Source organism: Pollutimonas thiosulfatoxidans (assembly GCF_004022565.1).
GTDB lineage: Bacteria > Pseudomonadota > Gammaproteobacteria > Burkholderiales > Burkholderiaceae_B > Pusillimonas_D > Pusillimonas_D thiosulfatoxidans.
This window is the reverse complement of sequence record NZ_CP022987.1, coordinates 52,688-78,415: the sequence shown is the minus strand read 5'-3', so window position 1 is coordinate 78,415 and position 25,728 is coordinate 52,688. Positions and strand designations below refer to the sequence as shown.

Sequence of the window (25,728 nt, the reverse complement as noted above, 5' to 3'; positions counted from 1 at the left end):
CTGCATGCCTACGCACGCCGACCCGGTCCGCCAGGCTGCGGGGCATCGCAGCACCCTGGTCAGCATCGCCGTCAACATCGTATTAACGGCCTTGCAACTGGCCGTCGGCTTGTTTGCGCACTCGCAAGCGTTGGTAGCCGACGCCGTGCACTCGTTGTCCGACCTGCTGTCCGACGGCGTAGTGCTGGTGGCCAACAAACACAGCATGAAGGCACCGGACGCGGATCATCCCTATGGGCATCGGCGCTTCGAAACCGCCGCATCCCTGGCCGTGGGCGCCTTGCTGCTGTCCGTAGGCATAGGCATGCTATGGGCGAGTTTCACCAAACTGCAAAACCCCGGCGCCATTCCGGAGGTGCACAGCGCCGCACTGGTGGTGGCACTGTTTGCCCTGCTATGCAAAGAGGTGCTGTTCCGCTATTTGCTGCGGGTGGCCCAGCGCGTGCGTTCGACCATGCTGGCCGCCAACGCCTGGCATGCGCGCTCGGACGCCGCGTCCTCGCTGGTGGTGGCGGTGGGCATCGTGGCCAATCTGGCTGGCTTTCACTTGGCCGACCCACTGGCCGCGTTGATCGTGGGCCTGATGATCGCCCGCATGGGCTGGAAGTTTTTCTTTTCGTCTTTCAACGATCTGATGGACTCCGCCGTCGACGAAAAAACCGAGGGGCGCATACGGGCCCATCTGCTGTCCACGCCCGGCGTATATGGCTTGCATGGCCTGAAAACCCGCAAGCTGGGCGACATGATCTGGGTGGAGGTAGACCTGGAAATGGACGGTACGTTGACCATTGCCCAGGGGCACGCCATCGCCACCGAAGCCCGCAAGCGGGTGATGCAGCACGAGCCTGTGCTGGATGTGATGACACATTTCGATCCGGTCCGGGTACCGGTGCGTGCCGGCGGACAGCTTACCGACTAGCCGCAACGCGCTTGCCGCTTGACCTTCCCATCATGGCAAGGTTTAAGCTGTGGACTATGTTCCAACTACATCCCAGGAAACCATCATGAGCGTGTCACTCCAAGACCGCGATCGCCCCGACGCGGCAGCAATCACCTTGTCCATCGTCGGCATGAACTGCGCATCCTGTGTAGGCAGAGTCGAAGCGGCGCTTGCCAAGGTGCCGGGGGTGGCCACGGTTGCCGTCAACCTCGCCACGGAACGAGCGGATATACAAACGGCCGGCCCGGTCGATCGCATGGACTTGATTCAGGCGGTTCAGAAAGCCGGCTACGAAGTGCCGGCCGCCCCAACGGAGCTGGCAGTCGAAGGCATGAGCTGCGCCTCTTGCGTGGGGCGCGTCGAACGCGCGCTCCTCGCCGTGCCCGGCGTGTCGGAAGCCACGGTCAACCTGGCAACCGAGCGGGCGACGATACGGGGAACCGCCGGGACCGACGCGCTGGTTTCGGCAGTGCAAACTGCCGGATACAAGGCCCGGCCCATAACTGACTCTGTAGCAGGCGTCGATGAAGAGGCCGCCCTCAGGAAAGACGCAGAACGCATCGCCTTGAAGCGCGACCTGCTTATCGCCACGGCACTGACGCTACCGGTATTCATCATTGAAATGGGATCGCACCTGGTGCCGGCCATGCATGCGCTGGTAGAGCGCAGCATAGGCATGCAAGCCAGCTGGATCCTGCAGTTCGTCCTGACCACGCTGGTGCTGGCCGTCCCTGGCCGACGATTCTATACCCATGGTTTTCCAGCTTTGTTCCGCCTGGCGCCCGACATGAATTCGCTGGTGGCCGTCGGCACTTTGGCCGCCTACGCCTATTCGGTGGTCGCAACATTCTGGCCGGGGCTGTTGCCGGCCGGGACGGTTAATGTTTACTACGAAGCGGCCGCCGTCATCGTCACCTTGATCCTGCTGGGCCGGTATCTGGAAGCGCGCGCGAAGGGCCGGACCTCTGAAGCCATCACCCGCCTGGTGGGATTGCAGGCGCGAATCGCAAGAGTATCGCGCGACGGGCGCATCGTTGAACTGCCCATCGACGACGTCCTGGCGGGCGACATTATCGAACTGCGGCCCGGCGAACGCGTGCCAGTCGATGGCGAGGTCATCGACGGCCACAGTTATGTAGACGAGTCCATGATTACGGGCGAACCCATTCCGGTCGAGAAGTCCGCCGGCAGCCAGGTGGTCGGGGGCACGGTCAATCAGACCGGCGCCTTTACCATCAGGGCCACTGCCGTGGGCGGCCAAACCGTGTTGGCGCAAATCATACGTCTGGTCGAACAGGCGCAAGGCTCCAAGTTGCCCATCCAGGCCGTGGTCGACAAAGTCACCATGTGGTTCGTGCCGGCCGTCATGGCCGCAGCGGCGCTTACTTTCCTGGTCTGGTTGATCTTTGGTCCCTCGCCCGCCTTGACCTTCGCCCTGGTCAATGCGGTGGCGGTGCTCATCATCGCCTGCCCCTGCGCCATGGGGCTGGCCACGCCGACGTCCATCATGGTCGGTACGGGTCGTGGTGCTGAATTGGGCGTGCTGTTTCGCAAGGGCGAAGCGCTGCAACTACTGAAAGACGCGAAAGTGGTCGCCGTCGACAAGACCGGCACACTGACGGAAGGCAAGCCCGCCCTGACTGACCTGGAAGTTGCCGATGGCTTCGAGCGGGCCGCCGTGCTGGCCAGCATTGCTGCGGTGGAATCGCGTTCCGAACACCCCATCGCGCGCGCCATCGTGCAGGCCGCCGAGCAGGAAGGCATCGCGGTGCCCCCGCTAGAGCAGTTCGCATCGGTAACCGGCATGGGCGTGGGTGCGAACGTGAACGGCCTTCGTGTAGAAGTTGGCGCCGACCGCTATATGCGCGAGCTTGGGCTGGACGTCAGCCCCTTTGCCGCAACGGCAGAGCGGCTGGGCAATGAAGGTAAATCGCCCATGTATGCCGCTATAGGCGGACGCCTGGCCGCCATCGTCGCCGTAGCGGACCCCATCAAGCCTACTACCGCCGCCGCCATCGCGGCGCTGCACCAGTTGGGTTTGAAGGTGGCGATGATTACCGGCGACAACGAACGCACGGCGAAGGCTATCGCGGCCCGCCTGGGTATTGATGAGGTGGTGGCCGAAGTGCTGCCCGAAGGCAAGGTCGTGGCGGTGCGACGCCTGAAGGCCGAGCATGGCCATGTGGCATTCGTCGGCGACGGCATCAATGACGCTCCGGCACTGGCGGAAGCCGATGTGGGCCTGGCCATAGGCACAGGCACCGACATCGCCATGGAGGCCGCCGATGTCGTGTTGATGTCCGGCAGCTTGCTGGGGGTGCCCAATGCCATTGCGCTGTCTCAGGCGACCATAGGCAATATTCGGCAGAATTTGTTTTGGGCTTTCGCCTACAACACCGCGCTGATCCCCGTGGCGGCGGGCGTGCTGTACCCGGCTTACGGCGTGCTGCTCTCGCCCATCTTTGCGGCGGGCGCCATGGCTTTGTCCAGTGTGTTTGTGGTGGGTAACGCCTTGCGCCTGCGCGGGTTCCGGCCGCCTGTGGCGGGCCAATCAGCAGCAGTTTCATGAAGGCAAGAATATCCATGAACATCGGTGAAGCATCAAAAGCCTCGGGCGTGTCAGCCAAGATGATTCGTTACTACGAGCAAATAGGCCTGATCCCGCCTGCGGAACGAAAATCGTCGGGCTATCGCTTTTATACGCAGGAAGACATACACCGTCTGCATTTCATCCGCCGCGCCCGGGACCTGGGCTTCTCGGTTGCAGAAATCGGCGACCTGCTGGGCTTATGGAATGATCGGACGCGGCAGAGCGCCGACGTCAAACGCCTGGCCCAGGCGCACATTGCCGAACTGGAACAGCGCATCGACAAGCTGCGGCAAATGACGGGCACCCTGCAAACCCTGATCGATTGCTGCGCCGGCGACGAGCGGCCGGACTGCCCGATACTGGCCAACCTGGAACGACCAGACGAGACCACCGCAGCTTAAAGACGTTTACTTCAGCAACTGCTGTTTGGCGGTTTCTCGTAGCTCGGTCTTCAGGATTTTTCCGTAGCTGTTCTTGGGCAGGTCTTCGCAAAACACATAGCGCTTGGGTTTCTTGAAGGAGGCGATTTCGCCCTTGCACCAGGCTTCGAGAACCGCAGCGTCGACTGTGCGTCCACTGCGGCTGACCACGAAAGCAACGACTTCCTCGCCCCACTCGGGATGCGGGTTACCGATCACGGCCACCTCGAAGATGTCGGGATGGCGCAAAAGCACTTCTTCGACTTCGCGCGGGTAGATGTTGGTACCGCCGGAAATAATCACGTCTTTCGAGCGATCGGTAAGCGTGAGAAAACCGTCTGCGTTCAGGTAACCGATGTCGCCCGTGCGCAGCCAGCCGTCCACCAGCGTTTCCTGTGTTGCCTTGCTGTTGCGCCAGTAACCCTGCATAACGGTATGCCCGCGCACCAGCACTTCGCCATGGGTGCCCAGCGGCACATCGTGCAGCTTGTCGTCGACAATGCGCAGTTCGACACACGATTGCGCCGTGCCGACAGAAGCGATGCGCTCGTCCCACTGCGGATGCTTGCGATCGGCGATCAGTTCGCGGCGCATGGCGGTAATGGTCATGGGGCTTTCGCCCTGCCCGTAGATTTGCACGAACTTCGGCCCCAGGGCTTCGAGCGCCTGGGTGAAGTCGGCGGCATACATGGGCGCGCCACCGCATACGATGGTCTTGATGCCGTCGCCGGTCGATCCCGCAGCACTGGCAGCCGCCACCAAGCGCTTGACCATGGTGGGCGCGGCAAACATCGATACTTCACGTAGGCGCTTTGCCAGATCAAGGATCTCGGCACAATCAAACCCACGCGTGGCCGGCACCACATGCCGGCCGCCCATGCGTACAAAGATAAAGTTGTACAGCCCTGCGCCGTGCGACATGGGCGATGCGTACAAGATGGCGTCAGCCTGACTGACGTCGTCAACGTCCACCGTATAACAAAGCGACATGGCCATCAGGTTGTCGTGCGTCAGCATGACGCCCTTGGGGCGACCCGTGGTACCGGAGGTATAGAACAGCCAGGCCAGTGTGCCAGCCCCAGCGCCATGGGCGGCATCAGTGCTTGCGCGCCTGCCAGCATGCTTGCGAAAGCAGCGGTGTCTACACCGAGCTCGCGGCAGCCTGGCGGCAGGCTGACGTCGCCCAGCGAGCGACCATCGTCAGTGAACACCAATGTGGCTTGCGCATTATCGGCGATCCATGCGGCTTCTTTGGCATGCAGCTTGTAGTTGATGGGCACAACCGCCGCGCCGGCCCACCAGGCGGCGTACATCAGCACCAGAAGCTCTGTGCGATTAGGCATGTACAGGGCAATGCGATCGCCCGGTTGGATGCCGTGATCGCGCTTCAGGCTTTGCGCCAATGCGCAGGCCTGGGCCACAAATTGTCCGTAATCTGCCACCAGGGTGCTGCCCTGAAACAGCGCGGGTGCATCGGGTGTGAGGCGCGCACGCGCATACAACCACTGTGCGATGTTCATGCCTGCTTACGCCCGCTTTGCCTCGAGCACGCTCGCATAGTTGGCCACGCCCGTGCCACCCATGTTGAAGACCAGGCCCAAGTTGGGCGCTTCGATCTGCATGTCGCCGGCCTGGCCGGTTAACTGGCGGAACGATATGGCATGCATGGAGACGCCAGTGGCACCGACCGGATGACCCTTGGCCTTCAGGCCACCAGAAAGGTTCACCGGCAAGGCGCCGCCACGTACGACGATGCCGTCGTCCAGCGCCCGATGGCCCTGCCCCTTGGGCGCCAGGCCCAAGGCTTCGTAGATTAGAAGCTCGGCAATGGTGAAGCAGTCGTGCACCTCGGCGAAGTCCAGGTCAGCGGTCGTGATGCCCGCCTGCTGCAGTGCCTGCGCCATGGCTTTTTGCGGCCCTTCGAAAGCCAGGAAGTCGCGCGAAGACATGGGGAGAAGATCGCTGACGTGGGCGGCGGCCCGTATGGCGACCTCTTTCTTGAACTGCTTGGCCCTTGCGGCACTGACCAACACGACGGCAGCAGCGCCATCGGTAATCAGCGAGCAGTCTGACAAGCGTAGCGGCGGCGCGATCAGCGGGTTTTTGTCGGAAACCGTATTGCAGGCGTCGAAGCTCATTTCGCGATGCATGTGCGCCAGGGGGTTGGCCAGCGCATTGTGGTGGTTCTTGGAGGCAATGGCTGCCATGGCCGGCAAGGGGTCTTGATACCGCTCGGTATAAGCCTGCGCTGCAACGGCAAAAACCTGTGGAAAGCTAAGTGCCCGTTCTTCGGCGCTGTTCTGGTAGCCTGCCCCGGCAAGAGCGCGAGTGACATCTGCCGTGCTGTTGGACGTCATTTTTTCGGCGCCCACCACCAACACGACCTCGGCCTGACCAGCCTGTATGGCAGCCATGCCCGCAAACAGCGCCGCCGCACCGGAGGCACAGGCGTTTTCGCAGCGGGTGGCCGGCTTGAAGCGCAGGTCGGGCGACGCCTGGTGTACCAGTGACGACGCGAAGCCGTCCGGCACCATGCCGGAATTGAAGTGCCCCAGATACACCGCGTCTATTTCTGCGGCGTCGATTTGCGCATCGGCCAAGGCTTCGCGCGTGGCAGCCACGATGAGATCTTCCAGATTAAGCGCGTCGAGCCGGCCGAACTTGGTATGGCCGCTGCCAACGATGGACACGGTATGCGGGGACATGATTTCTCCTTGCGTTTGTTATTTCTATGTTGGACGGCTAGGATACGTATGTCTATGCGTGCAACCACGTACTTATATACGTAGCTAAGGGAAAACCATGCCCAGCCAGAATCTAGAAGAATTGGCGTTTCGGGAATCGCCGGCGCCGCAAATTATTACGGAACGCCGGCACATCCTTCGCTGCAATCAAGCCTTCGCCGCCCTATTCGGCTACGAAGTGGAAGAATTGGAAGGCGAGCTGATCTTGAAGCTCTACCCCAGCAGCGCCGACTATTACGAAATTGGCGACCGCTGCCTGCGGGCGCTGCGCGACAAGACCACCTATGAAGACGAACGCTTCATGCAACACCGTGATCGCCAGATCTTTTGGGCCCGCGCGCGCGGCGTCACGCTGACGCCAACGGAGCCCTTCGACCTGATGATCTGGAGCTTCGAACGCATACATCACAATCCCATCAAAACGGCAGACCTAACCCGCCGCGAGCAGGAGATATCCGGCTATATCGTCAATGGATTGACCTGCAAGGAAACCGCACAGGTATTGGGGATTTCGCACCGCACCGTCGAAGTGCACCGCGGCCGGCTGATGAAAAAGCTCGGCGCGAAGAATACGGCCGAGTTGGTGTCAAAAATCATTATGGTTACGAATCCGGAGCATTAAGTTAATTAGCTCGCTATTCCCAACGGTATGAATCTGGAGCGGGTGAAGGGAATCGAACCCTCGTATGCAGCTTGGGAAGCTGCCGTTCTACCATTGAACTACACCCGCTGATCGCGCTTCCAGGAGCGGCGCGGGCTAGAATTATAGCTTGAACCTATTCGCCCTCCCGCCCGCCTGAAAGCATCGGCCGCAATCATTACAATTCAGTCCATGATCACAACACCCACCGCCCCCTCAGACAGCGCGGCGCCCGACGACGGTGCGCCCGAGGTCACGACCTCGACAGCGCTGTCGGGCACGACGCATATCCGCAGCTTTGTACACCGGCGTGCGCACATCACCCCCGGACAGCGCGAAGCGCTGGATCGCCTGATGCCGCAATGGTCCATACCCTATCGGCCGAGCATCCTCGATTTTGAAAAGGCATTCGGCCGCCAGGCACCCACCATCCTGGAGATAGGGTTCGGCATGGGCGAGACCACGCAGAAAATCGCGGAAGCCCGGCCCGATGACAATTTCCTGGGCGTGGAAGTGTTCAATGCGGGCGTAGGTGCGCTGCTGAAACGCATTGAAGAATCCGGGCAGACCAATATCCGCATCATCCAGCATGACGCGGTGGAAGTCGCGCGCGACATGATCGCACCCGACAGCCTGGCCGGCGTACACATATACTTTCCCGACCCCTGGCCCAAGACCCGCCATCACAAGCGCCGCCTGGTTCAGCCCGCCTTCATCAGCCTGCTGGCCAGTCGCATCAAGCCTGGTGGCTATATTCATTGCGCGACCGATTGGGAAAACTACGCCGAACAGATGCTGGAAGTGCTGGGCGGCGAGCCCCTGCTGGTCAATACCGCCAGCGGCTACGCGCCACGGCCAGACTTCCGCCCACAAACCAAATTCGAAACGCGAGGCCTGCGACTGGGCCATGGCGTGTGGGACTTGATCTTCACACGACCAGCCCGATAAGGAAATCAATGTATCCGGAAATACAACCCTATGCCCATGGCTTCTTGAACACTGAAGACGGCCATCAAGTGTATTGGGAACTTTGCGGCAACCCCGAGGGCAAGCCCGCTATCTTTTTGCACGGCGGACCGGGCAGCGGGTGTTCGGCCGTACACCGCCGCCTGTTCGACCCTGAGCATTACAAGGTGTTGCTGTTCGATCAGCGCGGCTGCGGCCGCTCTACCCCGCACGCCAGCCTGGACAACAACACAACCTGGCACCTGGTGGCCGACATGGAAAGGCTGCGCCGCGAAGTGCTGGAGGCCGAACAGATGCTGGTCTTTGGCGGCTCGTGGGGTTCTACCCTGGGGCTGGCTTATGCACAAAAGCACACCGAGCGGGTCAGCGAGCTGATCGTGCGCGGCATCTTCACCGCGCAACAGCCCGAGCTATTGTGGTTCTACCAGGAAGGCGCATCCAAGCTGTTTCCCGATTACTGGGAGGACTACCTGGCCCCCATACCGGTAGCCGAGCGCGGTGACCTGATTGCCGCCTACCGCCGCCGCCTGACCGGCACGGATCGCAAGGTGCAACTAGAGGCCGCGCACGCCTGGGCGCAGTGGGAAAGCCGCACGATTACGCTGCTGCCCAACAAGGCGCAGCGGCGCGAGCAATCGGCCGATGAATCCGCCCTGGCTTTTTCGCGCATCGAGAACCACTACTTCGTGCATCAGGGCTTCATGGAAGAGGGCCAGCTATTGCGCGACGCGCATAAGCTGCATCAGATACCCGGCGTGATCGTGCAGGGCCGCTACGATGTATGCACCCCCGCCGTGACCGCGTGGGCCTTGCATAAAGCCTGGCCGCAAGCGGAGTTCCATCTGGTGCCCGATGCCGGCCACGCCTTCGACGAACCGGGCATCTTGCAGCACTTGCTGGCCGCTACCGATAAATTTGCCGGCAAAGTGCCGGCATAAGCGATCGCAGGAGCATCAACGACATGAACATCATTCTTAACGGCAAGCCCATGCAAGTGGACCAGGTCCGCACGGTTGCCGATCTTATTGTTTTTCTGGAATATGAAGGCAAGCGCATTGCGGTGGAACGCAATGGCGACATCGTCCCTAAAAGCCAGCATGGCGAGACCGCGCTGGCTGAAGGCGACGAACTGGAGATCGTGGTGGCGGTGGGCGGGGGCTAGCGGAAGCCGCCGAAGCCGCCCTTCCCCAAGCCCTTCATGCCACCCATGGCGCGCATCATCTTGGCCATGCCGCCTTTTTTCATCTGTTTCATCATGCCCTGCATCTGGTCGAACTGAGTCAGCAAACGGTTGACCTCTTGCACGGGCACGCCGGCGCCGGCAGCAATGCGTCGCTTGCGCGAGGCCTTCAACAATTCGGGCTTGGCGCGCTCGGCCGGGGTCATGGAATTAAGGATGCCTTCGCTGCGGCGCAATTGCTTCTCGGCCTGACCGCCCTGTATCTGGCTTGCCGCCTGTGCAAACTGAGCCGGTAGCTTTTCCAGTAGCGAACCCATGTCGCCCATCTTCTTGACTTGCTGCAGCTGCTCGCGGAAATCGTTGAGGTCGAAGCGCGTGCCCGACTTCATCTTGGCGGCCAGCTTCTCCGCCTCGGCCACGTCTATATTCTTTTGCGCCTGTTCTACCAAAGAGACGATGTCGCCCATGCCCAGCACCCGCTGCGCCATGCGCTCGGGGTGGAAAGGCTCCAGGCCGTCCAGCTTTTCAGATACGCCCACAAACTTCAGCGGCTTGCCCGTTACGTGACGCACCGACAAGGCGGCGCCCCCGCGTGCATCGCCGTCCAGCTTGGTCAGCACCACACCGGTAAGCGGCAAGGCATCGGCAAAAGCGCGCGCCACGTTGACCGCGTCCTGCCCCTGCATGGCGTCGACCACGAACAGGGTCTCGATAGGCTTGAGCAAGCCGTGCAAGGCGCTGATCTCTTGCATCATGGCGTCATCGATACCCAGACGACCGGCCGTATCGACGATCAGTACATCGTAATGATGGCGCTTGGCATGATCCAGCGCGGCGGTGGCAATCTGCTCGGGCTTCTGCGAAGTGTCGGTGGGCAGGAAGTCCACCTTGACCTGCTCAGCAACCGTGCGCAGCTGCTCGATGGCGGCCGGGCGATACACGTCGGCGCTGACCACCAGCACTTTCTTCTTGCCGGTCTTGCGGCCGCCCTGCGTGTGGGCGCCTTCGCTTAGCCATTTGGCCAGCTTGCCGGTGGTGGTGGTTTTACCCGCGCCCTGCAGGCCTGCCATCAGGATGACAGCCGGCGGCTGGGTGGCAAGGGAAAGCTCGCTGGCTTCCTCGCCCAGATCGCCGCCCATCAGGGCGGTCAATTCTTTGTGGACCACGCCCACCAGCGCCTGGCCGGGATTCAGGCTGCCGGCAACGTCCTGGCCCAGGGCGCGTTCCTTGACCTTAGCGACAAAGTCGCGCACCACGGGCAGCGAGACGTCGGCCTCGAGCAGCGCCATGCGCACTTCGCGCAGCATGTCTTGCGTATTGGCCTCGGTCAGGCGGGCCTCGCCGCGCATGGTCTTGACGACCCGCGACAGGCGTTGGGTAAGGTTATCGAGCATAACGATGGTTTCGCTTAAACTGGTTGATCTTGCGGTACCGGACTAAAATGATCCGGTTTGGGGCTTGCCCTGGAAGGTATAACACTTAAGGGACTATGTCTGCTGGCATTGTATTTCACTTGCTGGCCGCGCTGGCTTACGCCGTGCTGGCCGTTACGCTTTGGCGACCGCTATCCGGAAGCAGCGAAGAGGTCTCCGCCGGCCATGTGCGCCGCGTTTGCCTGGCGGGCGCCATCGTCCTGCACGGCATCGGCCTGAAAACATCCATCATGCTGCCCACCAGCCTGCATCTGGGCTGGGCACTGGCCTTGTCGGCCGCCGTCTGGCTGGGCATGCTGGTGTTCTGGGTGCAAAGCCTGCTGATGCGCATCGACGGGCTGCTGCTTATTTTACTGCCTGCCTGCGCCGTGGTCACTGCCATGGCCGCTTTATTTCCCGGCGGGCACCATGTGGCGCACGCCGCCAGCGACTGGCTGCGCATTCACCTGCTTATCGCCTTCACCGCCTATGGCCTGATTACCGTGGCTGCCCTCCAAGCCATGCTCATGACAGCCCTGGACCGTCACTTGCACCGCCCGGTCGAACCAGCCGGTACCGGCAGCATGCTGGCTCGCGCTCTGGAATCCATGCCCCCTCTGCTGGTTCAGGAAGTTCTGCTGTTCCGGCTGATCGGCACCGGCTTCATCGTCCTGACGCTTACGGTTATCACCGGGGCGATGGTGTCCTTGGCGTTTACCAACGAACTGGTGCCCATGGACCATAAAACCGTGTTCACCCTGCTGTCGTGGTTTATATTTGGCGGTCTGCTGATAGGCCGTTACACACGCGGCTGGCGCGGGCGCATTGCGCTGCGCTGGACGCTGGTGGGCTTTGCCTTCCTGTTGCTGGCGTACACTGGCAGCCGTTTTGTGCTTGACGTCATACTGCAACGAGGCTGATGTGGGAAAAATACTATTCTGGATAGTGCTGATCATGGGCCTGTTGCTGGCCGCCCGCCTGCTGGCGCACTACAACCACAGCAGGAACATCGCGGACGGCAACAAAGACCCCAAGAAGGTCAAGAATAAAGCCGGTACCAAACCCATGGAATCCATGGTGCGCTGCGAGCACTGCGGCATCCATCTGCCCCGTTCCGAGGCGGTGCTGACCGACGGCCGCACCTGGTGCAGCCAAGAGCACGCCCGACTGGGCCACAATCAGTGACCTGCCAGCCCTCGCTGGACAAGCATGGCTGGCTTACACCGCTGGCCGGCGTGGTAATGCACGCGCCCTCCCCCAATCATGACGAGCGCCCTGCCGGGGGCGACATCAGCTTGCTGGTGGTCCACAACATCAGTTTGCCGCCTGGCGTGTTCGGCGGCACCGAGGTTATTGACCTGTTCCTTAACCGGCTGGACTACGACTCGCACTCCTGGCTGGATCGGCTGCGAGGCCTGCGCGTATCGGCGCACTTCTTTATTCGGCGCAACGGCCTGATCGTGCAATGCGTGTCGACCGACCAGCGCGCCTGGCACGCAGGTGTGTCGTGCTTTGCCCAACGCGAACGCTGCAACGACTTTTCGATAGGGATAGAACTGGAAGGCACGGACGAGCTGCCCTACACCGATGCCCAATATGACGCGCTGACCACGCTGACCTCCGCCCTGCGCGCACGCTATCCCCTGCAGCATGTGCGCGGCCATGAACACATCGCCCCCGGCCGCAAGACCGACCCCGGTCTCGCCTTCGACTGGCAGCGCTACGGCGCCGGCAGCGGCTGGCTGCCCGAGCAACTGCCCCCCGCCTGAACGGCTGACGCCCACGAAAAGGCCGCCCGAAGGCGGCCCCCATCTACACAGCCAATACTAAGCCGTTTGATTCAGCAGCAGACGGTTCATGCGCTTGACGAAGGCGGCGGGTTCGGCCAATGCCGCGCCTTCGGCCAACATGGCCTGATCCAGCAGCAGCAAGGCCCATTCACTGAAGTCCTCTTCCGGCGCGGCCTGCAAACGGCCCACCAAAGCGTGCTCCGGATTGATTTCCAGTATGGGCTTAACCTCTGGCGCCGACTGCCCCGCGGCCTGCAGCATGCGCAACAAGTGCGGGCTAAGCTCGTTCTCGTCCACCACCACGCAAGCGGGGGAGTCGACCAGGCGGCTGGTAACGCGCACTTCCTTCACCTTTTCGCCCAGTGCCGTTTGCAGGCGCTCGACCAAAGGCTTGAAGGTTTCAGCCACTTCGGCCTGATGCTTCTTCTCTTCTTCGTCGGCCAGCGTGTCCAGGTCCAGACCGCCCTTGGCGATGGACACCAGCGGCTTGCCGTCGAATTCGCGCAGATAGGACAGCATCCACTCGTCCACGCGGTCAGACAACAGCAGCACTTCCAGGCCCTTCTTGCGGAAGATTTCCAGGTGCGGGCTATTGCTGGCTGCCGCGAAGGAATCGGCGCTGACGTAATAGATCTTGTCTTGCCCTTCTTTCATGCGCGACACATAGTCGGCCAGCGACACCGTCTGCGCCGAACCCTCGGCCTGCGTCGAAGCAAAGCGCAGCAACTTGGCGATGCGCTCTTTATTGTTAGTGTCTTCGCCCGTGCCTTCCTTAAGTACCTGGCCGAACTGCGTCCAGAACTCGGTGTACTGCTCGGGCTTGTTCTCGGCCATATCTTCCAGCAAAGACAATATGCGCTTGGCCGAACCTTCGCGGATCACCCGCACATCGCGGCTTTCCTGGAGGATTTCGCGCGAGACGTTCAGCGGCAGGTCGGCAGAGTCGATCACCCCGCGCACAAAACGCAGGTAAGTCGGCAGCAATTGCTCGGCATCGTCCATGATGAACACCCGCTTCACATACAGCTTCACGCCGCGCTTGCCTTCGCGGTCCCATAAGTCCATGGGTGCGCGCTTGGGGATGAACAGCAGCTGCGTGTACTCGCTGCGCCCTTCCACGCGGTTGTGGGTCCAGGCCAGCGGATCGTCAAAGTCGTGGGCGATGTGTTTGTAGAACTCTTGGTACTGCTCGTCGGTGACCTCCGACTTGGCACGCGTCCACAAGGCATTGGCCTGGTTGACGGTTTCCCATTCGTTTTTCTTGACCTGCTCGGATTTCTCGGCGTCCCACTCTTCCTTGTGCATCTGGATGGGCAGCGAAATATGGTCCGAGTAACGACGCAAGATCTCGCGCAGCTTCCAGCCGCCCAGGAAATCGTCCTCGCCATCGCGTAGGTACAGCGTGACCGAGGTGCCGCGATCGGCTTTCTCGACCGGCGAGATAGAGAACTCGCCCTGGCCGTCGGACTCCCACAGGATGGCATCGGTTTCGGCCACGCCAGCGCGCCGGCTAAGCACAGACACCTTCTGCGCCACGATAAATGAGGAATAAAAGCCTACGCCAAACTGGCCGATAAGCTGGGCGTCCTTCTGCTTGTCGCCCGTAAGCTGCGAGAAGAATTCCTTGGTGCCCGAGCGCGCAATCGTCCCCAGGTTGGCAATGGCCTCGTCACGCGTCATGCCGATGCCGTTATCCGAAATCGTGACCGTGCGGGCGTCCTTGTCGTATTCGACGCGGATGCGAAGATCCGTATCGCCCTGAAAGAGGTCGGGGTTGTCGATGGCCTCGAAGCGCAGCTTGTCGCAGGCGTCCGACGCGTTGGACACCAGCTCGCGCAGGAAGATCTCCTTGTTGCTGTACAAGGAGTGAATCATCAGGTGCAGCAGCTGCTTGACCTCGGCCTGAAAGCCCAGGGTTTCCGACTGTTCGTGGATGTCTGTTTGAGTCATTGTTCGATCTGGTCTGTAAAGAAAAAGGTTGAAGGCGATTCTTGCAACATGGGGGCCAGGCCCATGGTTTTCAAGCCTACAGAGAACTTGGCGATACACCTTGTTACGTTCTGCCTCGGTCTTGCGGTGTACCTTTCGGGAACGACCTGGCCCCGTCAAGGAGTGCGATCATGCAGACAAGTGCGTTGTACCGCGTATCAAGGTTAGTCAGCATTGTGGTTCTTGCGCTGATGCTTGCCGCCATCGGCTATGCCTCGGTTATGGGGCTCATGTACTGGTCCGGTATCGGCGTTTAACGAGGACGCTGCCATGAACAAACGCCAGACCCGCATTTTCGCCATCGCCTCTACCGCCGTTGCCAGCTTGTTGTTCCTGGTGCTTACGGTAGACAGCCATCGTCAGTTTCCGGAATTGACCAACGCCGACTCCATCACCGAAGAAGTCGTGCGCGGCCAGGACGTCTGGCACGCCAATAACTGCATCAACTGCCACACCATCTTTGGTGAAGGCGCTTATTACGCGCCCGACCTTACCAAGATCACACAGCACCGCGGTGTGCCGTATCTGACGGCATTCATGAAAGATCCCTCGCAGTTCTATGACGAGCAAACGCACCGCCGGCTCATGCCCAACCCCAATCTGAACGATCAGGAAATTTCCGACGTGATTGCCTTTATGGATTGGGTCAGCAAGGTCGACAACCAAGGGTGGCCGCCACGGCCCATTTTGGTTACCGGCGGCTCCATACCAGGCACCGACCTAAGCATCGCCCAACAGCAGGAGCGCGGCGAGGCCACTGTCGCCGAGGAAGGTGCCACGGGATCGCTGCCACCGGGCGCACGCCCTGTCTCGCCGGGCAACGATCCCATCGCCTTGGGTCAGGCGCTGTTCAAGACAGCGGTACCTACCTGTGCTGCCTGTCACTCGACGGCCCCCGGCGTGAACCTGGCCGGACCTACGCTCGCTGGCCTGGCGACCCGGGCAGAAGAGGTCATTGCATCGCCAGACTACAAAGGCAAGGCCACCACGGCCGAAGAGTTCGTACACGAGTCTATCGTCGACCCCAGCGCCTACTTGCATCCCGGCCCGATGTATTCGGCGAATAGCGTGTCTTTCATGCCGACCTCATATGGCAAGGACCTGACCAGCGAGCAGATCGACCAGTTGGTTGCCTATCTGATGTCATTCAAATAAAGAACTCCGGGTACGGGGAAGCTGCGTTGCAAACGAGGAGCCGCCATGCGTTATAGAACTCAGTCAGTCGCCTATTGGTATTTCGCTCTGGCCTTGATCCTGTTCGGGCTGCAAATGGTGTTCGGCCTGCTGTCTGCCGCCAAGTATCTCGGGCCCGATCCCCTGCTTAACGTCATGGCGTTCGACGTGACCAAGACCATCCACACGAATCTACTTATTGTCTGGGTCTTGACGGGCTTCATGGGGGCCACTTATTGGGTGATCGTCGACGAATCGCGAGCGGAACTGCATAGCGTGAAGCTGGCGTATATACAGCTCATACTGTGGGCCATCATGGGCGTTACCGCAGTCATCGGCTATCTCTTTGGCTACGGCACGGGCAACAAGCTGCTGGAGCAGCCTCTGCCGCACAAGATCGTGATCGTTATCTGTATGCTGATCTTTCTGTACAACATCGGCATGACCATCAAGCGATCCGGTCGCTTCACCACCACCGAAGGCGTGCTGCTGCTGGGTCTGGCAAGCTCTGCCGTGCTTTACCTGCCTGCGCTGCTGCACTACGAAAACTACGTGGTGTCCATCTACTACCGCTGGTGGACCATACACCTGTGGGTGGAAGGCGTCTGGGAAATGATCCAGGGCGCCTTCCTGGCCTACCTGCTTATCCGTTTGTCGGGCGCCGATCGCGAGGTGCTGGAGAAGTGGCTGTATGTGATCGTGGGCCTGGTGTTCATTGCCGGCATCCTGGGTACCGCCCACCACTATTACTGGGTGGGCGTGCCCGCATACTGGCTGCCACTGGGCGGCTTCTTCAGCGCGCTGGAACCCGTGGCGCTGGTGGGCATGGCCATCTACGCCTACTCTGCCATACGGCGCACCGGTGTACGCCACCCTAACGGCCTGGCGTTGCACTGGACCATAGGCAGCGCCGTGTTCACCTTGTTCGGCGCCGGCTTGCTGGGCCTGGCGCATACTTTTCCTGACATCAACAAGTGGACACACGGTACGCTGATTACCGCCATGCACGGCCATGCCGCCTTCTATGGCGCCTACGTCATGATCATCCTGGCCGTTATCACCTATGCCATGCCCACGATGATGGTGGGGCGTCGCGAACAAGGCAGCTCGATCGGTTATTGGGCCTTCTGGCTGCAAATTGCCGGCATGTTCGGCATGACCCTGTCTTTTGCAACGGCCGGCATCGGCCAGGTGTACCTGGAGCGCGTAATGGGCATCGGCTACCTGGATGTCCAACTGAAAATACAGGTGCACTTCTTGATGCTGGTGGCCACGGCCTCGTTGTTTACCGTGGGCGTGGGCCTGTTCATCTACGACTTCTTCCGACATGTGCCGCGCCTGGGCGGCGATGACGCTAGCAGCCCGACTGTGGGTGAGGCCTTTAGCGATGAAGCAAGCCGTTGAAGCGCGCAGCGGCGCAAGCGCCCAGGGTGCCGTAGACGGCGCCCGGTCGACCAGCCCTGCGCCCCCCTATTACCTGCCGTGCGCCGACGAAGTACAGCTCTTTGAACAATGCCACGCCAATCAGCTGGCCGTCATGCTTAAAGGCCCTACCGGCTGCGGCAAGACCAGGTTTGTAGAACACATGGCCTGGCGGCTGCAGCGGCCGCTGATCACCATATCGTGCCATGACGACCTTAGCGCCAGCGACCTGATCGGACGATTCTTGATCCAGCATGATCGCACCCAATGGAACGACGGCCCCCTGACCACCGCCCTGCGCAGCGGCGCCATCTGCTATCTGGATGAAGTGGTCGAGGCGCGCCAGGACACCATCGTCGTGCTGCATTCCCTGACCGACCATCGCCGCAGCCTGGCCATCGAGAAAACCGGCGAGCTGATCCATGCCGCCCCGGGCTTTCAGCTGGTGGTGTCCTACAACCCCGGCTACCAGCGCATGCTGAAAGACCTTAAGCCCAGCACCCGCCAGCGCTTCGTGGCACTGGATTTTAACTTTCCGCCGGCACAGCAAGAAATAGAAATCGTCATGCAGGAAAGCCAGCTGGACCGCCCCACCTGCGCAGCCCTGGTCGGCCTGGCAGAAAAGCTGCGCTCCTTCGCCGACCGCGGGCTGGCTGAAGTGCCCAGCACACGCTTGCTGGTGGCCACCGCCATGCTGATCGCACGCGGCATCCCGGTAAAGCGGGCCTGCCAGGTGGCGCTGGTGGCGCCCCTGTCGGACGATGCCACCCTGGTCGGCGCCATGCATGACCTGGTCGACCTAAGCTTCCCGTAGCGGCAGTGCAAGGGCCCGGCGACCATGGCTGAAGCCGAAGACGTCATCACCGATGTAGCGCGACACGCCACCATCTACGCACGCGAACTGTGGCGCCGCCAGCGCGGCCCCATACACACACCGCCGCCCGTTGAATTGAGCGATGTGGCCGAACGCCTGGACCTGCTGATCGGCGCCGCCTTCGGCAGCAGCTACCCGTTGCGGGCGGCGCAAACACCCGCCATACCCAGCCTGTTGCTACGCATCTTCCGGCGGCACGACATGCCGCAAGGGCGTACACCGCTGCCCGCCACCAATGGTGCCTGCCTGTGGTTGCCCCCCGATGTTCAAACCACCGACCTGAACCTGGCCATGCAACGCTATCGCGCCATGGCACTACGGCTGGCCATGCTGGCCCGACGCGGCAGCGCCGCAGCAGCAGCCGGCATTAGTTGCCCGCGTACGCGCGGCGTGTATTTACTGCTGGAGGGCATGGCCTGCGACGAAGCCATCGCGAGCCTGCTGCCCGGCAGCCGCGACAGCCTGAACGCCTTGCGGCTGTGGTGTCTGGCAGACAGGCCCGATATCCATCGCGTGCCCCCGGCATGCCGCGCGCTGGAACAACTAGTGCAAACCGTCCTGCAAGCGCCAGTGGGCCAGCCTGTACCCGGCTTGCCCTGGTGCCGTGACGCCCAGGCTTCTGCTGCTTCGGCCGCCCTTATTGCAGAATCGCAGCAAGCGCGGGAAGCCACCCAAGGCAAGCCGCACACGCATGCACTGTATAAAGATTACTGGACCGGCGATCTGCTGCCGCCCGCAGCGCCTGAGGCTGTCGAGATCCAACCGGGGCCGGACGATGCCGGGCAGCCCGAGCGCCCGCGCAGCGCCCGCATGCCGCGCCGCCCCAAAGAGCGACAAGCCCAGCCGGACGAGGACGACCGCCCCCAAGGGGTATGGATGGTGCAAACCGGCCCGCCGCTGGAACAAGCGGAAGACCCGATGGGCATGCAGCGCCCCGCCGACCGCGATGAAGACACCGCCGCTGAAGAGTTTGCCGATGCCTTGTCCGAGCTGCCCGAAGCGCGTTTGGTTTCCACACCCGGCAAGGCGCGTGAGGTATTGCTGTCGGACGACCCGCCCGACAAGCGTAGCCGACTGCAGCAACAGAGCAGCGCCAAGACAGGCCTGGAACTGCGCTACCCGGAATGGGACTACCGCCAACAAGGCTACCGCCACCCCGGCGCCACCGTCCACCTGACACCCGCCATCCATGGCCCCCAAGCCTGGATAGACGAGACGCTGGCGCGCCACCACGCGTTGCTGGACACCATACGCAAGCGCTTCGAAATGCTGCAAGCCGAGCGCCTATGGTTGCGCCGTCGGCTGGACGGCGACGACATCGACCTGGACGCCTGCCTGGATGCCTTTGCCGACGTACGTGCCGGCCTGCCCATGCCCCAGGCCTTGTACAAACAGCAGCGGCCCCAGGCACGCGACCTGGCCATCGTGCTGTTGATTGACATCAGCGGCTCCACCGACTCTTGGCTGACGGCCAACAAACGCATCATCGATGTGGAACGCGAAGCCCTGTTACTCGTCAGCATCGCCCTGGAGAAAATGGGCGCGCCGTACTGCATCCAGGCCTTCTCCGGCGAAGGCCCGCGCGGCGTTACCGTCAACATCGTAAAAGACTTTGACGAGGCCTATGGCGGGGAAGTGGCCCTGCGCATCGCCGGGCTGGAGCCCCAGTACTACACGCGGGCTGGCGCAGCGCTACGCCACGCCAGCGCCACCCTGATGCAGCAAAACGCCCAGCACCGACTATTGCTGCTGCTGTCCGACGGCAAGCCCAATGATGTCGATGAGTACGAGGGCCAGTATGGCGTGCAAGACATGCGCCGGGCTGTGGACGAGGCCAAGCGGCAAGGCATCTTTCCGTTTTGCCTGACCATAGACAGGCAGGCGGCCAGCTACCTGCCCGCCATCTTTGGGGCCAGGCAATATGCGCTGCTGCATAAGCCGGAAGCCTTGCCGACTGTGTTGCTGGACTGGATGCGCCGATTGCTGTCGGTTTAGGGGCGGGTTGGTCGTGAGAGGGCTGGGCTTTAGAGGCAGTGGCGGCATGCGAAAGTTTGGAACTGTGCGTATAATTACGCCTTTCTGCCACGCCCCGTATTCTTCGGGGCGATCTACTTGAATGCCCGGGTGGTGAAATTGGTAGACGCAGGGGACTCAAAATCCCCCGCCGCAAGGCGTGCCGGTTCGATTCCGGCCCCGGGCACCAGCTTAAAATACGCAGTGTTTACAAGTATTTAGCTGGGTTCAGACCTCTACCCCAAGACTGGGGGATTTTCCAAGATTGCGAGTTAGGTACAGTTTCGGTACAGTGATGAAGCGTCGAGCATCACCCGGAGCCTGAATGGCCACTATCGTCAAGACTCCTTCCGGCACCTGGAAGGCACTAATCCGTAAAACTGGCTGGCCTACTACCGCCAAAACTTTCCGCACCAAAAGAGACGCCGAAGACTGGGCGCGCCGTACCGAAGACGAAATGGTACGCGGAATGTACATACATCGTGCGCCGGCTGAACGGATGACCGTTGAGGCGGCATTAAAGCGCTACTTGCGGGAAGTGACCCCGACCAAGCGCCAGTCCACACAAATCGGTGAGCATAAGAAAGCCCAGGCGCTGATTAAGCATTTGGGTAAATACTCTTTGGCCGCGCTTAGTGCTGACATTGTTGCTCAGTACCGCGACACACGCCTGGCTGGCGATGAAGACGGGAACGGCAAGCGTGTACCGCGTAGCAACAATACCGTGCGGCTAGAGCTGGCCTTGCTTGGCCATTTGTTTACTGTCGCCATCAAGGAATGGGGTATAGGGCTACCATTCAATCCTGTGTCCAATATTCGTCGCCCTGCTCCGGGCGCTGGACGTAATCGACGGTTGACTCCAGCAGAGAACAAACGGTTGCTGGCTGCGGTAGATACTTACTCAAACCCAATGTTTAGCTGGATAGTGCGAATCGCGCTAGAGACCGGGATGCGGCTATCGGAGATTGCTGGAGTGCGAGTTGGCCAGGTTGATATGCTGAAACGCGTTGTAAGACTGGAACACACCAAGAACTCGTCGCCACGGACAGTGCCGTTGACCAAAGCTGCGACCAGCGGCTTTCAGGCAGCGCTTGATAATCCGCTGCGGCCTCCTGAAACCGATCTGGTGTTCTTTGGTGAGCCTGGCCGTGATGGGGTTCGGAGACCGTACCTGTTTGATAAGGCATGGACGGATGCCAAGAAAGCAGCTGGCCTGACGGATTTTCGGTTTCATGATCTGCGGCATGAGGCGGTTAGCCGATTGGTGGAAGCCGGGTTGTCAGATCAGGAAGTGGCTGCGATCAGCGGGCATAAGTCTATGCAGATGTTGAAGCGGTATACGCACCTAAGAGCTGAGGACTTGGTGGGGAAGTTGGATAAGTTAGCGCAGTAGATGCCAGTACAGGAAGCTTTAAGCGGTGTTGTGTGGCTACATACTTATACGGTAAGCTTAGTCGTAAGTAATCAACCATTTCATCAAACATAAAAATGTAACGATTAACTAAATCCAGTTTAATTGTGGTCACCTTGGCTATTTGGCGACCTGCAGACTGCCAGTGAGGGCCGACCGGTCAACCGGTCCATTAAAAGGAGCAACAAAGAACTTATGGCTATCGCTGACGCACATCCCACGAAGCGTTTTTTTGTCGAAATGCTGGTTAGAGACATCGAACTGAAAGATGCATTACTGGATCTATTAGATAATTGTGTGGATGGTGTTATGCGGTCACCGCAGCATGACGGAAATCCAGAGCGGCCATACGAGGGCTATTGGGCAAAGATCGAGTTCGATTCTCAAACCTTCCGCATAACCGACAACTGCGGTGGGATTCCTCTGGAGTTGGCCGAAGAAAAAGCATTCCGCCTTGGACGTAAGAGCGGAGACCAGGACAAGGATCTGCCAACCGTCGGTCTATATGGCATTGGCATGAAGCGAGCGATCTTCAAGATGGGCCAATCCGCCACTGTCACCAGCCTGAGGAGTGACACATCATTCAACGTAGAAATTCCTTCAAACTGGATGAGCGATGATGACACGTGGGAGTTTTCCATCAAGGAAATCGCCAATAGCAGCCCACATGGCACAACCATTCATGTCAGTGAACTGCGCCCGGCCATCTCAAAGATGTTCTCCCAAGCGGAATTTTTGAATGACTTCCTGGAAGAAGTATCAGCCTATTACGGCTATATTATCGAGAAAGGCTTCACAGTCACAATCAACGGACAGGCGCCCGTACCCAAAAAGGTCGGTTTCATCCTCGAAACAGATACAGACGACAGTGGCAACAGTATTGGTCCATACATCTATCGCCGCGACGGCAAAGATGACGGTGTCGATGTTTACCTCTCAGTCGGCCTGTATCGAAATTCGCCCACCGAAGAAGACGAAGACCAAGAGCTAGCGGGTAGAGCAAACTCCGAAAGTGCGGGCTGGACAATCATTTGTAATGATCGCGTCATCCTGCATGCGGACAAGACGCGCCTTACTGGCTGGGGTGAAGCAACGGTTCCAGCCTACCACACACAGTTCGTCGCGATCTCCGGTGTGGTGATTTTCAAATCTAACGATCCTTCAAAGCTGCCGCTGACCACTACCAAACGAGGCGTGGACGCCAACAGCGAACTGTATTCACAGATCAAGGACTTCATGCGAGAGGGCATGAAGCAATTCACCAATTACACGAATCAATGGAAGAAACGCCCCAAGGAAAGGCGTGTCCGCGAGCAAGCCACCGACAAAGTAACGAAAGTTCTCGCTAACGAGCTTGTCAAAAGCACAGCTTTCGTATTCACGAAGGTTCGCAAGCCTGTTGGGGGTGAAGTGTCCCGCCCATCATTACCTACACCAGCAATCTACACAGACAATTGGATCCGTTTCTCCCGTCCTGAACACGAGATTCAACAGCTGTCGCAGGAGTTTTTCGGAACTTCCGACGCCCCACCCTCAGAGGTTGGTGAAGAATGTTTCGCGAGGGCCCTCAAGGAGCTAGAAAGATGACCGGCGGAAACATTGCCTATCATCTCCGTCCAAACAAAGCCGTCGAACGCGCACTCTTTCTAGATTTGCTTAACAGGATTGGTCGGACATCATTCAACATCTCTAGCTACCAATATGTAGGGTTGGGCGGGCCATTCATGGAGGACTTTAAGGCTCTCCATCTTGCAACGCGCATCTCGGATATGACATGCATCGAGCGGGATGCAATCGTACAGGCTCGACAGCGATTTAATTGCCCATTAAGTTGCGTCAAGTTTGTCCTCTCCGACTCCTCAACCTTTCTAGATAACTTCCGTGCAGAAACCCCGACAGTTGCGTGGCTAGACTTCACATCACCAGGCGAACTCAAGCAACAACTCGACGACACATTCAAGCTCGTCAAAAATCTGGCACATGGCGACATCTTCAAAGTGACACTAAACGCGTCCGTCGCTGCCCTAAGGGAAGACCCGGGCAATATTAAGCAGCACGAGCTTGCCTCTTTGCGCAGACAGGCATTTGAAGAACGAGTCGGGTTAGACAAACCATCGACTATTAATCCCGAGGACTTCAAGGCCAATAAATATCCTACTTTACTGCTCCAAGCACTGCACAATGCGGCCAAACGGGCTGTCAACAACACCAGTCTTGACGTACAGCCGCTTACCGCATTCTCTTACTCCGACGGGACGATCATGCTTACCGCAACGGGAATAATCCTCGACCCGAATGAGGCTTGCACTGATGAATTTCCCGTGAGCAGCCGACTTTCTCACTGGCCTTTCGCCATGCTCGACTGGAAGTATCCAATTGATATTGACCTTCCAGTGCTCTCTTTAAGGGAGAGAATGGAGCTAGAGAAGATACAGCCTAACGGTTCGGTCCAAGACGCTAAGAATACTCTCGGGCAAGTAATCAATCCTGCGGGCATTCCGCCACAAGCCGTAACCTCGTTCGCCAAGTTCTATCGCATCTACCCAGAATTTGTCAGGGCGAACCTATAGCCAAACGAATCGATGCGAGCAGTCTTTCTGCCACGATCGGACTGACGCTGTTGCCAATCTGGCGAAAAGCATGCCACTTGGTCGGATGGAACACGAACCAGTCGGGGAACCCTTGCAACCTAGCTGCTTCACGTGGCGAAATCACGCGAGGTTTCCTTGGATGGATCGGCCGTACGGCTTGAAAGCTGCCCTTGTCGGCGTTGGTGCCGGCGCGAAGCGTGGGACAGAACCCATTCGGATCCAGCCGCGGAGAACGATAGACAGCATCCACCTCGCCCAGCGCTAGCTTCGCGAAACGAGCAACAGTTTCTTCGGAATGCCGAGTCCCAAGAAAACCCGACACTTTACGCATGGTCGCCTTTTCCAGCGCAGCTTGGTTTCCCACACCCATCGGTACATGCCCAGACACGCGGTCAGCAAACTCCCCTTCGCCAAGCCGTCGGACTGTCCGCCAGCTTTGGACCTCCTTCTGCCAGTCCTTATGAACATCCGGAAGACCCATCAAAGCATCCTTCACCTTGATCTGGATAATCCCCGGATCTGGAGCAAACGACTTCTCCGTCAGCGATGCGATACGCGATGGATCGAACCCGACAAAGAATACACGCGTGCGAGTGGTCGGCGCTCCGTAGTCACTGGCCTTGACCTTGATTGGAGCCAGCATGCGGTAGCAAGATGGCAAGTGGGAGAACGCGGCCTCGATAATCTTGGCGTTTTCCTTTCGCAGGATACCCATGACGTTCTCAGCCACAAAAAAGGCGGGTCGGGTTTCGGCAACAAGCCGAAAGAAGTGACCAAACAGTTGGTTGCGGGGATCTTCCACACTTTTCTTGCCGATTAGACTGAACCCTTGGCAAGGCGGACCGCCGATCAGCCCCGAGAGCGTACCGGGCACAACACCACATGAAGCGAGCAGAAGGTCCCCAGTCAAAGTGGCAACGTCCTCTTTCAAGTGCTTAGTACCCGGAAAATTAAACTGGTGGGAAGCCGAAGCAATGGGATCTAGCTCCACGCTGCCAGCCACCCTGAAGCCCGCGCGGGCAGCACCCAGGCTAAGTCCGCCTACGCCAGAGAAGAGGTCGATCAAGTTGGGTCGATTCATCTTGCAAATTTTAGCTGCTTTAGTCTCGCCTGTCGATCGCATGTTATGGTGCCCGAGGCCAGAATCGAACTGGCACGCCTTGCGGCGGGGGATTTTCTTACCACTTCGGCTTTCGCCGCCGTTGTTCTGATCTGAACAACGTTCGTGGTCTGGAGCACGCCTTTACCTTAGTCACTCGACTTTAGGTACCCGCCGTCTGCTCTCTACACCTTCCCAGAATCGTAGGGCTCTAGGCTTGGCTCGGCATTAGCTCGGACAAAACGTCCAGGGCCTTCACCGAGTTTGACGGGCTTCACCTCAAGGATTTCTCTATGAGGGCTCAAATTGGTCTGAGTCCCCTGCGTCTACCAATTTCACCACTCGGGCACAGGGACAGAACTCTACCACTGAATCGCCCTATCCGATCTGGACTGTGGTATCAAAACAAAAACATGTTTTTTTCGAGAAATTTTAAATCAAATTTTTTACTAAAAACTTAAATGGCTGCAGCCCT

The 25,728-nt window shown here is 59.7% G+C and carries 24 protein-coding genes and 2 tRNA genes; 19 read left to right on the top strand and 7 right to left on the bottom strand.

What is annotated here, in order from left to right; genetic code table 11:
• Nucleotides 1-4 precede the first annotated feature (4 nt).
• The 3 genes from CKA81_RS00380 to cueR all read left to right on the top strand — a co-directional run bounded on the left by CKA81_RS00380 (nucleotide 5) and on the right by cueR (nucleotide 3,931).
• Entirely contained in the window at nucleotides 5-919 is a 915-nt protein-coding gene (locus tag CKA81_RS00380; RefSeq protein WP_128353518.1) for a cation diffusion facilitator family transporter, read from the top strand.
• An 85-nt stretch (nucleotides 920-1,004) separates the two neighbouring features.
• Nucleotides 1,005-3,509, top strand: coding sequence for a heavy metal translocating P-type ATPase (locus tag CKA81_RS00375; protein WP_128353517.1), 2,505 nt, complete (start codon nucleotides 1,005-1,007; stop codon nucleotides 3,507-3,509).
• 14 nt (nucleotides 3,510-3,523) lie between these two features.
• On the top strand, nucleotides 3,524-3,931 hold the full coding sequence (cueR, locus tag CKA81_RS00370) for a Cu(I)-responsive transcriptional regulator (protein WP_128356415.1): 408 nt from the start codon (nucleotides 3,524-3,526) through the stop codon (nucleotides 3,929-3,931).
• Nucleotides 3,932-3,937: 6 nt separating this feature from the next.
• Here cueR and CKA81_RS00365 read toward each other — a convergent pair whose 3' ends face one another.
• The 3 genes from CKA81_RS00365 to CKA81_RS00360 are packed head-to-tail and all read right to left on the bottom strand — an operon-like array spanning nucleotide 3,938 to nucleotide 6,654.
• Nucleotides 3,938-5,008, bottom strand: a complete 1,071-nt coding sequence (locus CKA81_RS00365) for a class I adenylate-forming enzyme family protein (protein ID WP_317135175.1) — start codon at nucleotides 5,006-5,008, stop codon at nucleotides 3,938-3,940.
• Complete coding sequence (locus CKA81_RS17430; protein ID WP_317135168.1) at nucleotides 4,960-5,469, bottom strand: AMP-binding protein; 510 nt, start codon at nucleotides 5,467-5,469, stop codon at nucleotides 4,960-4,962. Before CKA81_RS17430 ends, CKA81_RS00365 begins: the two co-directional genes overlap by 49 nt.
• 6 nt (nucleotides 5,470-5,475) lie before the next feature.
• Nucleotides 5,476-6,654 carry an acetyl-CoA acetyltransferase gene (locus tag CKA81_RS00360; RefSeq protein WP_128353516.1) on the bottom strand — a complete coding sequence of 393 codons (1,179 nt, stop codon included), beginning with the start codon at nucleotides 6,652-6,654 and terminating at the stop codon, nucleotides 5,476-5,478.
• Between the two features lie 97 nt (nucleotides 6,655-6,751).
• Here CKA81_RS00360 and CKA81_RS00355 point away from each other — a divergent pair, with 97 nt between their 5' ends.
• Nucleotides 6,752-7,315 (top strand): LuxR family transcriptional regulator, encoded by a 564-nt coding sequence (locus tag CKA81_RS00355; RefSeq protein WP_128353515.1) that lies wholly within the window; start codon nucleotides 6,752-6,754, stop codon nucleotides 7,313-7,315.
• A gap of 34 nt (nucleotides 7,316-7,349) precedes the next feature.
• Here CKA81_RS00355 and CKA81_RS00350 read toward each other — a convergent pair.
• A tRNA-Gly gene (locus tag CKA81_RS00350) sits at nucleotides 7,350-7,423 on the bottom strand.
• Between the two features lie 102 nt (nucleotides 7,424-7,525).
• On the opposite strand from CKA81_RS00350, the gene trmB reads away from it, so the two are divergent.
• From trmB to thiS, 3 genes are read left to right on the top strand one after another with little or no spacing between them, the layout of a single operon-like run.
• Nucleotides 7,526-8,281: a tRNA (guanosine(46)-N7)-methyltransferase TrmB gene (gene trmB, locus CKA81_RS00345; RefSeq protein ID WP_128353514.1), complete on the top strand. Its 756-nt coding sequence runs from the start codon at nucleotides 7,526-7,528 to the stop codon at nucleotides 8,279-8,281.
• An 8-nt stretch (nucleotides 8,282-8,289) separates the two neighbouring features.
• Complete coding sequence (pip, locus tag CKA81_RS00340; protein WP_128353513.1) at nucleotides 8,290-9,237, top strand: prolyl aminopeptidase; 948 nt, start codon at nucleotides 8,290-8,292, stop codon at nucleotides 9,235-9,237.
• Between the two features lie 23 nt (nucleotides 9,238-9,260).
• Nucleotides 9,261-9,461, top strand: a complete 201-nt coding sequence (gene thiS, locus CKA81_RS00335) for a sulfur carrier protein ThiS (protein ID WP_128353512.1) — start codon at nucleotides 9,261-9,263, stop codon at nucleotides 9,459-9,461.
• On the opposite strand, the gene ffh is transcribed toward thiS, so the two are convergent.
• On the bottom strand, nucleotides 9,458-10,873 hold the full coding sequence (gene ffh / locus CKA81_RS00330) for a signal recognition particle protein (RefSeq protein ID WP_128353511.1): 1,416 nt from the start codon (nucleotides 10,871-10,873) through the stop codon (nucleotides 9,458-9,460). The genes thiS and ffh overlap by 4 nt on opposite strands.
• A 95-nt stretch (nucleotides 10,874-10,968) precedes the next feature.
• Here ffh and CKA81_RS00325 point away from each other — a divergent pair, with 95 nt between their 5' ends.
• The 3 genes from CKA81_RS00325 to ampD are packed head-to-tail and all read left to right on the top strand — an operon-like array spanning nucleotide 10,969 to nucleotide 12,660.
• On the top strand, nucleotides 10,969-11,811 hold the full coding sequence (locus tag CKA81_RS00325) for a cytochrome C assembly family protein (RefSeq protein ID WP_128353510.1): 843 nt from the start codon (nucleotides 10,969-10,971) through the stop codon (nucleotides 11,809-11,811).
• Nucleotide 11,812: 1 nt separating this feature from the next.
• Nucleotides 11,813-12,076, top strand: a complete 264-nt coding sequence (locus tag CKA81_RS17025) for a PP0621 family protein (RefSeq protein ID WP_164878303.1) — start codon at nucleotides 11,813-11,815, stop codon at nucleotides 12,074-12,076.
• Between the two features lie 56 nt (nucleotides 12,077-12,132).
• On the top strand, nucleotides 12,133-12,660 hold the full coding sequence (ampD, locus tag CKA81_RS00315) for a 1,6-anhydro-N-acetylmuramyl-L-alanine amidase AmpD (protein WP_128353508.1): 528 nt from the start codon (nucleotides 12,133-12,135) through the stop codon (nucleotides 12,658-12,660).
• A 57-nt stretch (nucleotides 12,661-12,717) separates the two neighbouring features.
• On the opposite strand, the gene htpG is transcribed toward ampD, so the two are convergent.
• Nucleotides 12,718-14,631: a molecular chaperone HtpG gene (htpG, locus tag CKA81_RS00310; protein ID WP_128353507.1), complete on the bottom strand. Its 1,914-nt coding sequence runs from the start codon at nucleotides 14,629-14,631 to the stop codon at nucleotides 12,718-12,720.
• A gap of 170 nt (nucleotides 14,632-14,801) precedes the next feature.
• Here htpG and CKA81_RS17395 point away from each other — a divergent pair, with 170 nt between their 5' ends.
• The 9 genes from CKA81_RS17395 to CKA81_RS00270 all read left to right on the top strand — a co-directional run bounded on the left by CKA81_RS17395 (nucleotide 14,802) and on the right by CKA81_RS00270 (nucleotide 24,133).
• Complete coding sequence (locus tag CKA81_RS17395; protein WP_257791475.1) at nucleotides 14,802-14,927, top strand: hypothetical protein; 126 nt, start codon at nucleotides 14,802-14,804, stop codon at nucleotides 14,925-14,927.
• Between the two features lie 13 nt (nucleotides 14,928-14,940).
• A complete protein-coding gene (locus CKA81_RS00305; protein WP_128353506.1) occupies nucleotides 14,941-15,825 on the top strand; it encodes a c-type cytochrome in 885 nt (294 codons plus the stop codon).
• 45 nt (nucleotides 15,826-15,870) lie between these two features.
• Complete coding sequence (locus tag CKA81_RS00300) at nucleotides 15,871-17,247, top strand: cbb3-type cytochrome c oxidase subunit I (protein ID WP_228255757.1); 1,377 nt, start codon at nucleotides 15,871-15,873, stop codon at nucleotides 17,245-17,247.
• Nucleotides 17,231-18,079 carry a CbbQ/NirQ/NorQ/GpvN family protein gene (locus tag CKA81_RS00295; RefSeq protein ID WP_128353505.1) on the top strand — a complete coding sequence of 283 codons (849 nt, stop codon included), beginning with the start codon at nucleotides 17,231-17,233 and terminating at the stop codon, nucleotides 18,077-18,079. The genes CKA81_RS00300 and CKA81_RS00295 overlap by 17 nt, the downstream gene beginning before the upstream one ends.
• Nucleotides 18,080-18,103: 24 nt before the next feature.
• Nucleotides 18,104-20,134 (top strand): nitric oxide reductase activation protein NorD, encoded by a 2,031-nt coding sequence (locus CKA81_RS00290; protein ID WP_128353504.1) that lies wholly within the window; start codon nucleotides 18,104-18,106, stop codon nucleotides 20,132-20,134.
• Between the two features lie 123 nt (nucleotides 20,135-20,257).
• Nucleotides 20,258-20,342 (top strand) — tRNA-Leu (locus CKA81_RS00285).
• A gap of 135 nt (nucleotides 20,343-20,477) precedes the next feature.
• A complete protein-coding gene (locus CKA81_RS00280; RefSeq protein ID WP_128353503.1) occupies nucleotides 20,478-21,545 on the top strand; it encodes a site-specific integrase in 1,068 nt (355 codons plus the stop codon).
• Between the two features lie 213 nt (nucleotides 21,546-21,758).
• Nucleotides 21,759-23,150 carry an ATP-binding protein gene (locus tag CKA81_RS00275; protein ID WP_128353502.1) on the top strand — a complete coding sequence of 464 codons (1,392 nt, stop codon included), beginning with the start codon at nucleotides 21,759-21,761 and terminating at the stop codon, nucleotides 23,148-23,150.
• A complete protein-coding gene (locus tag CKA81_RS00270; RefSeq protein WP_128353501.1) occupies nucleotides 23,147-24,133 on the top strand; it encodes an O-methyltransferase in 987 nt (328 codons plus the stop codon). Before CKA81_RS00275 ends, CKA81_RS00270 begins: the two co-directional genes overlap by 4 nt.
• Here the strand turns inward: CKA81_RS00270 and CKA81_RS00265 are convergent.
• Nucleotides 24,117-25,235 (bottom strand): DNA cytosine methyltransferase, encoded by a 1,119-nt coding sequence (locus tag CKA81_RS00265; protein WP_199287556.1) that lies wholly within the window; start codon nucleotides 25,233-25,235, stop codon nucleotides 24,117-24,119. The genes CKA81_RS00270 and CKA81_RS00265 overlap by 17 nt on opposite strands.
• Between the last annotated feature and the right edge of the window lie 493 nt (nucleotides 25,236-25,728).

Excerpts from the sequence above, each read along its gene's own strand:
- CKA81_RS00325 (WP_128353510.1), top strand. The coding sequence starts at position 10,969 with ATGTCTGCTGGCATTGTATTTCACTTGCTGGCCGCGCTGGCTTACGCC.
- thiS (WP_128353512.1), top strand. The coding sequence starts at position 9,261 with ATGAACATCATTCTTAACGGCAAGCCCATGCAAGTGGACCAGGTCCGC.
- CKA81_RS00275 (WP_128353502.1), top strand. The coding sequence starts at position 21,759 with ATGGCTATCGCTGACGCACATCCCACGAAGCGTTTTTTTGTCGAAATG.
- pip (WP_128353513.1), top strand. The coding sequence starts at position 8,290 with ATGTATCCGGAAATACAACCCTATGCCCATGGCTTCTTGAACACTGAA.
- CKA81_RS00355 (WP_128353515.1), top strand. The coding sequence starts at position 6,752 with ATGCCCAGCCAGAATCTAGAAGAATTGGCGTTTCGGGAATCGCCGGCG.
- CKA81_RS00360 (WP_128353516.1), bottom strand. The coding sequence starts at position 6,654 with ATGTCCCCGCATACCGTGTCCATCGTTGGCAGCGGCCATACCAAGTTC.
- CKA81_RS00280 (WP_128353503.1), top strand. The coding sequence starts at position 20,478 with ATGGCCACTATCGTCAAGACTCCTTCCGGCACCTGGAAGGCACTAATC.
- CKA81_RS00300 (WP_228255757.1), top strand. The coding sequence starts at position 15,871 with ATGCGTTATAGAACTCAGTCAGTCGCCTATTGGTATTTCGCTCTGGCC.
- CKA81_RS17430 (WP_317135168.1), bottom strand. The coding sequence starts at position 5,469 with ATGAACATCGCACAGTGGTTGTATGCGCGTGCGCGCCTCACACCCGAT.
- ampD (WP_128353508.1), top strand. The coding sequence starts at position 12,133 with ATGCACGCGCCCTCCCCCAATCATGACGAGCGCCCTGCCGGGGGCGAC.
- CKA81_RS00380 (WP_128353518.1), top strand. The coding sequence starts at position 5 with ATGCCTACGCACGCCGACCCGGTCCGCCAGGCTGCGGGGCATCGCAGC.
- trmB (WP_128353514.1), top strand. The coding sequence starts at position 7,526 with ATGATCACAACACCCACCGCCCCCTCAGACAGCGCGGCGCCCGACGAC.
- cueR (WP_128356415.1), top strand. The coding sequence starts at position 3,524 with ATGAACATCGGTGAAGCATCAAAAGCCTCGGGCGTGTCAGCCAAGATG.
- CKA81_RS17395 (WP_257791475.1), top strand. The coding sequence starts at position 14,802 with ATGCAGACAAGTGCGTTGTACCGCGTATCAAGGTTAGTCAGCATTGTG.
- CKA81_RS00375 (WP_128353517.1), top strand. The coding sequence starts at position 1,005 with ATGAGCGTGTCACTCCAAGACCGCGATCGCCCCGACGCGGCAGCAATC.
- ffh (WP_128353511.1), bottom strand. The coding sequence starts at position 10,873 with ATGCTCGATAACCTTACCCAACGCCTGTCGCGGGTCGTCAAGACCATG.
- CKA81_RS00270 (WP_128353501.1), top strand. The coding sequence starts at position 23,147 with ATGACCGGCGGAAACATTGCCTATCATCTCCGTCCAAACAAAGCCGTC.
- CKA81_RS00290 (WP_128353504.1), top strand. The coding sequence starts at position 18,104 with ATGGCTGAAGCCGAAGACGTCATCACCGATGTAGCGCGACACGCCACC.
- htpG (WP_128353507.1), bottom strand. The coding sequence starts at position 14,631 with ATGACTCAAACAGACATCCACGAACAGTCGGAAACCCTGGGCTTTCAG.
- CKA81_RS00305 (WP_128353506.1), top strand. The coding sequence starts at position 14,941 with ATGAACAAACGCCAGACCCGCATTTTCGCCATCGCCTCTACCGCCGTT.
- CKA81_RS00265 (WP_199287556.1), bottom strand. The coding sequence starts at position 25,235 with ATGAATCGACCCAACTTGATCGACCTCTTCTCTGGCGTAGGCGGACTT.
- CKA81_RS00295 (WP_128353505.1), top strand. The coding sequence starts at position 17,231 with ATGAAGCAAGCCGTTGAAGCGCGCAGCGGCGCAAGCGCCCAGGGTGCC.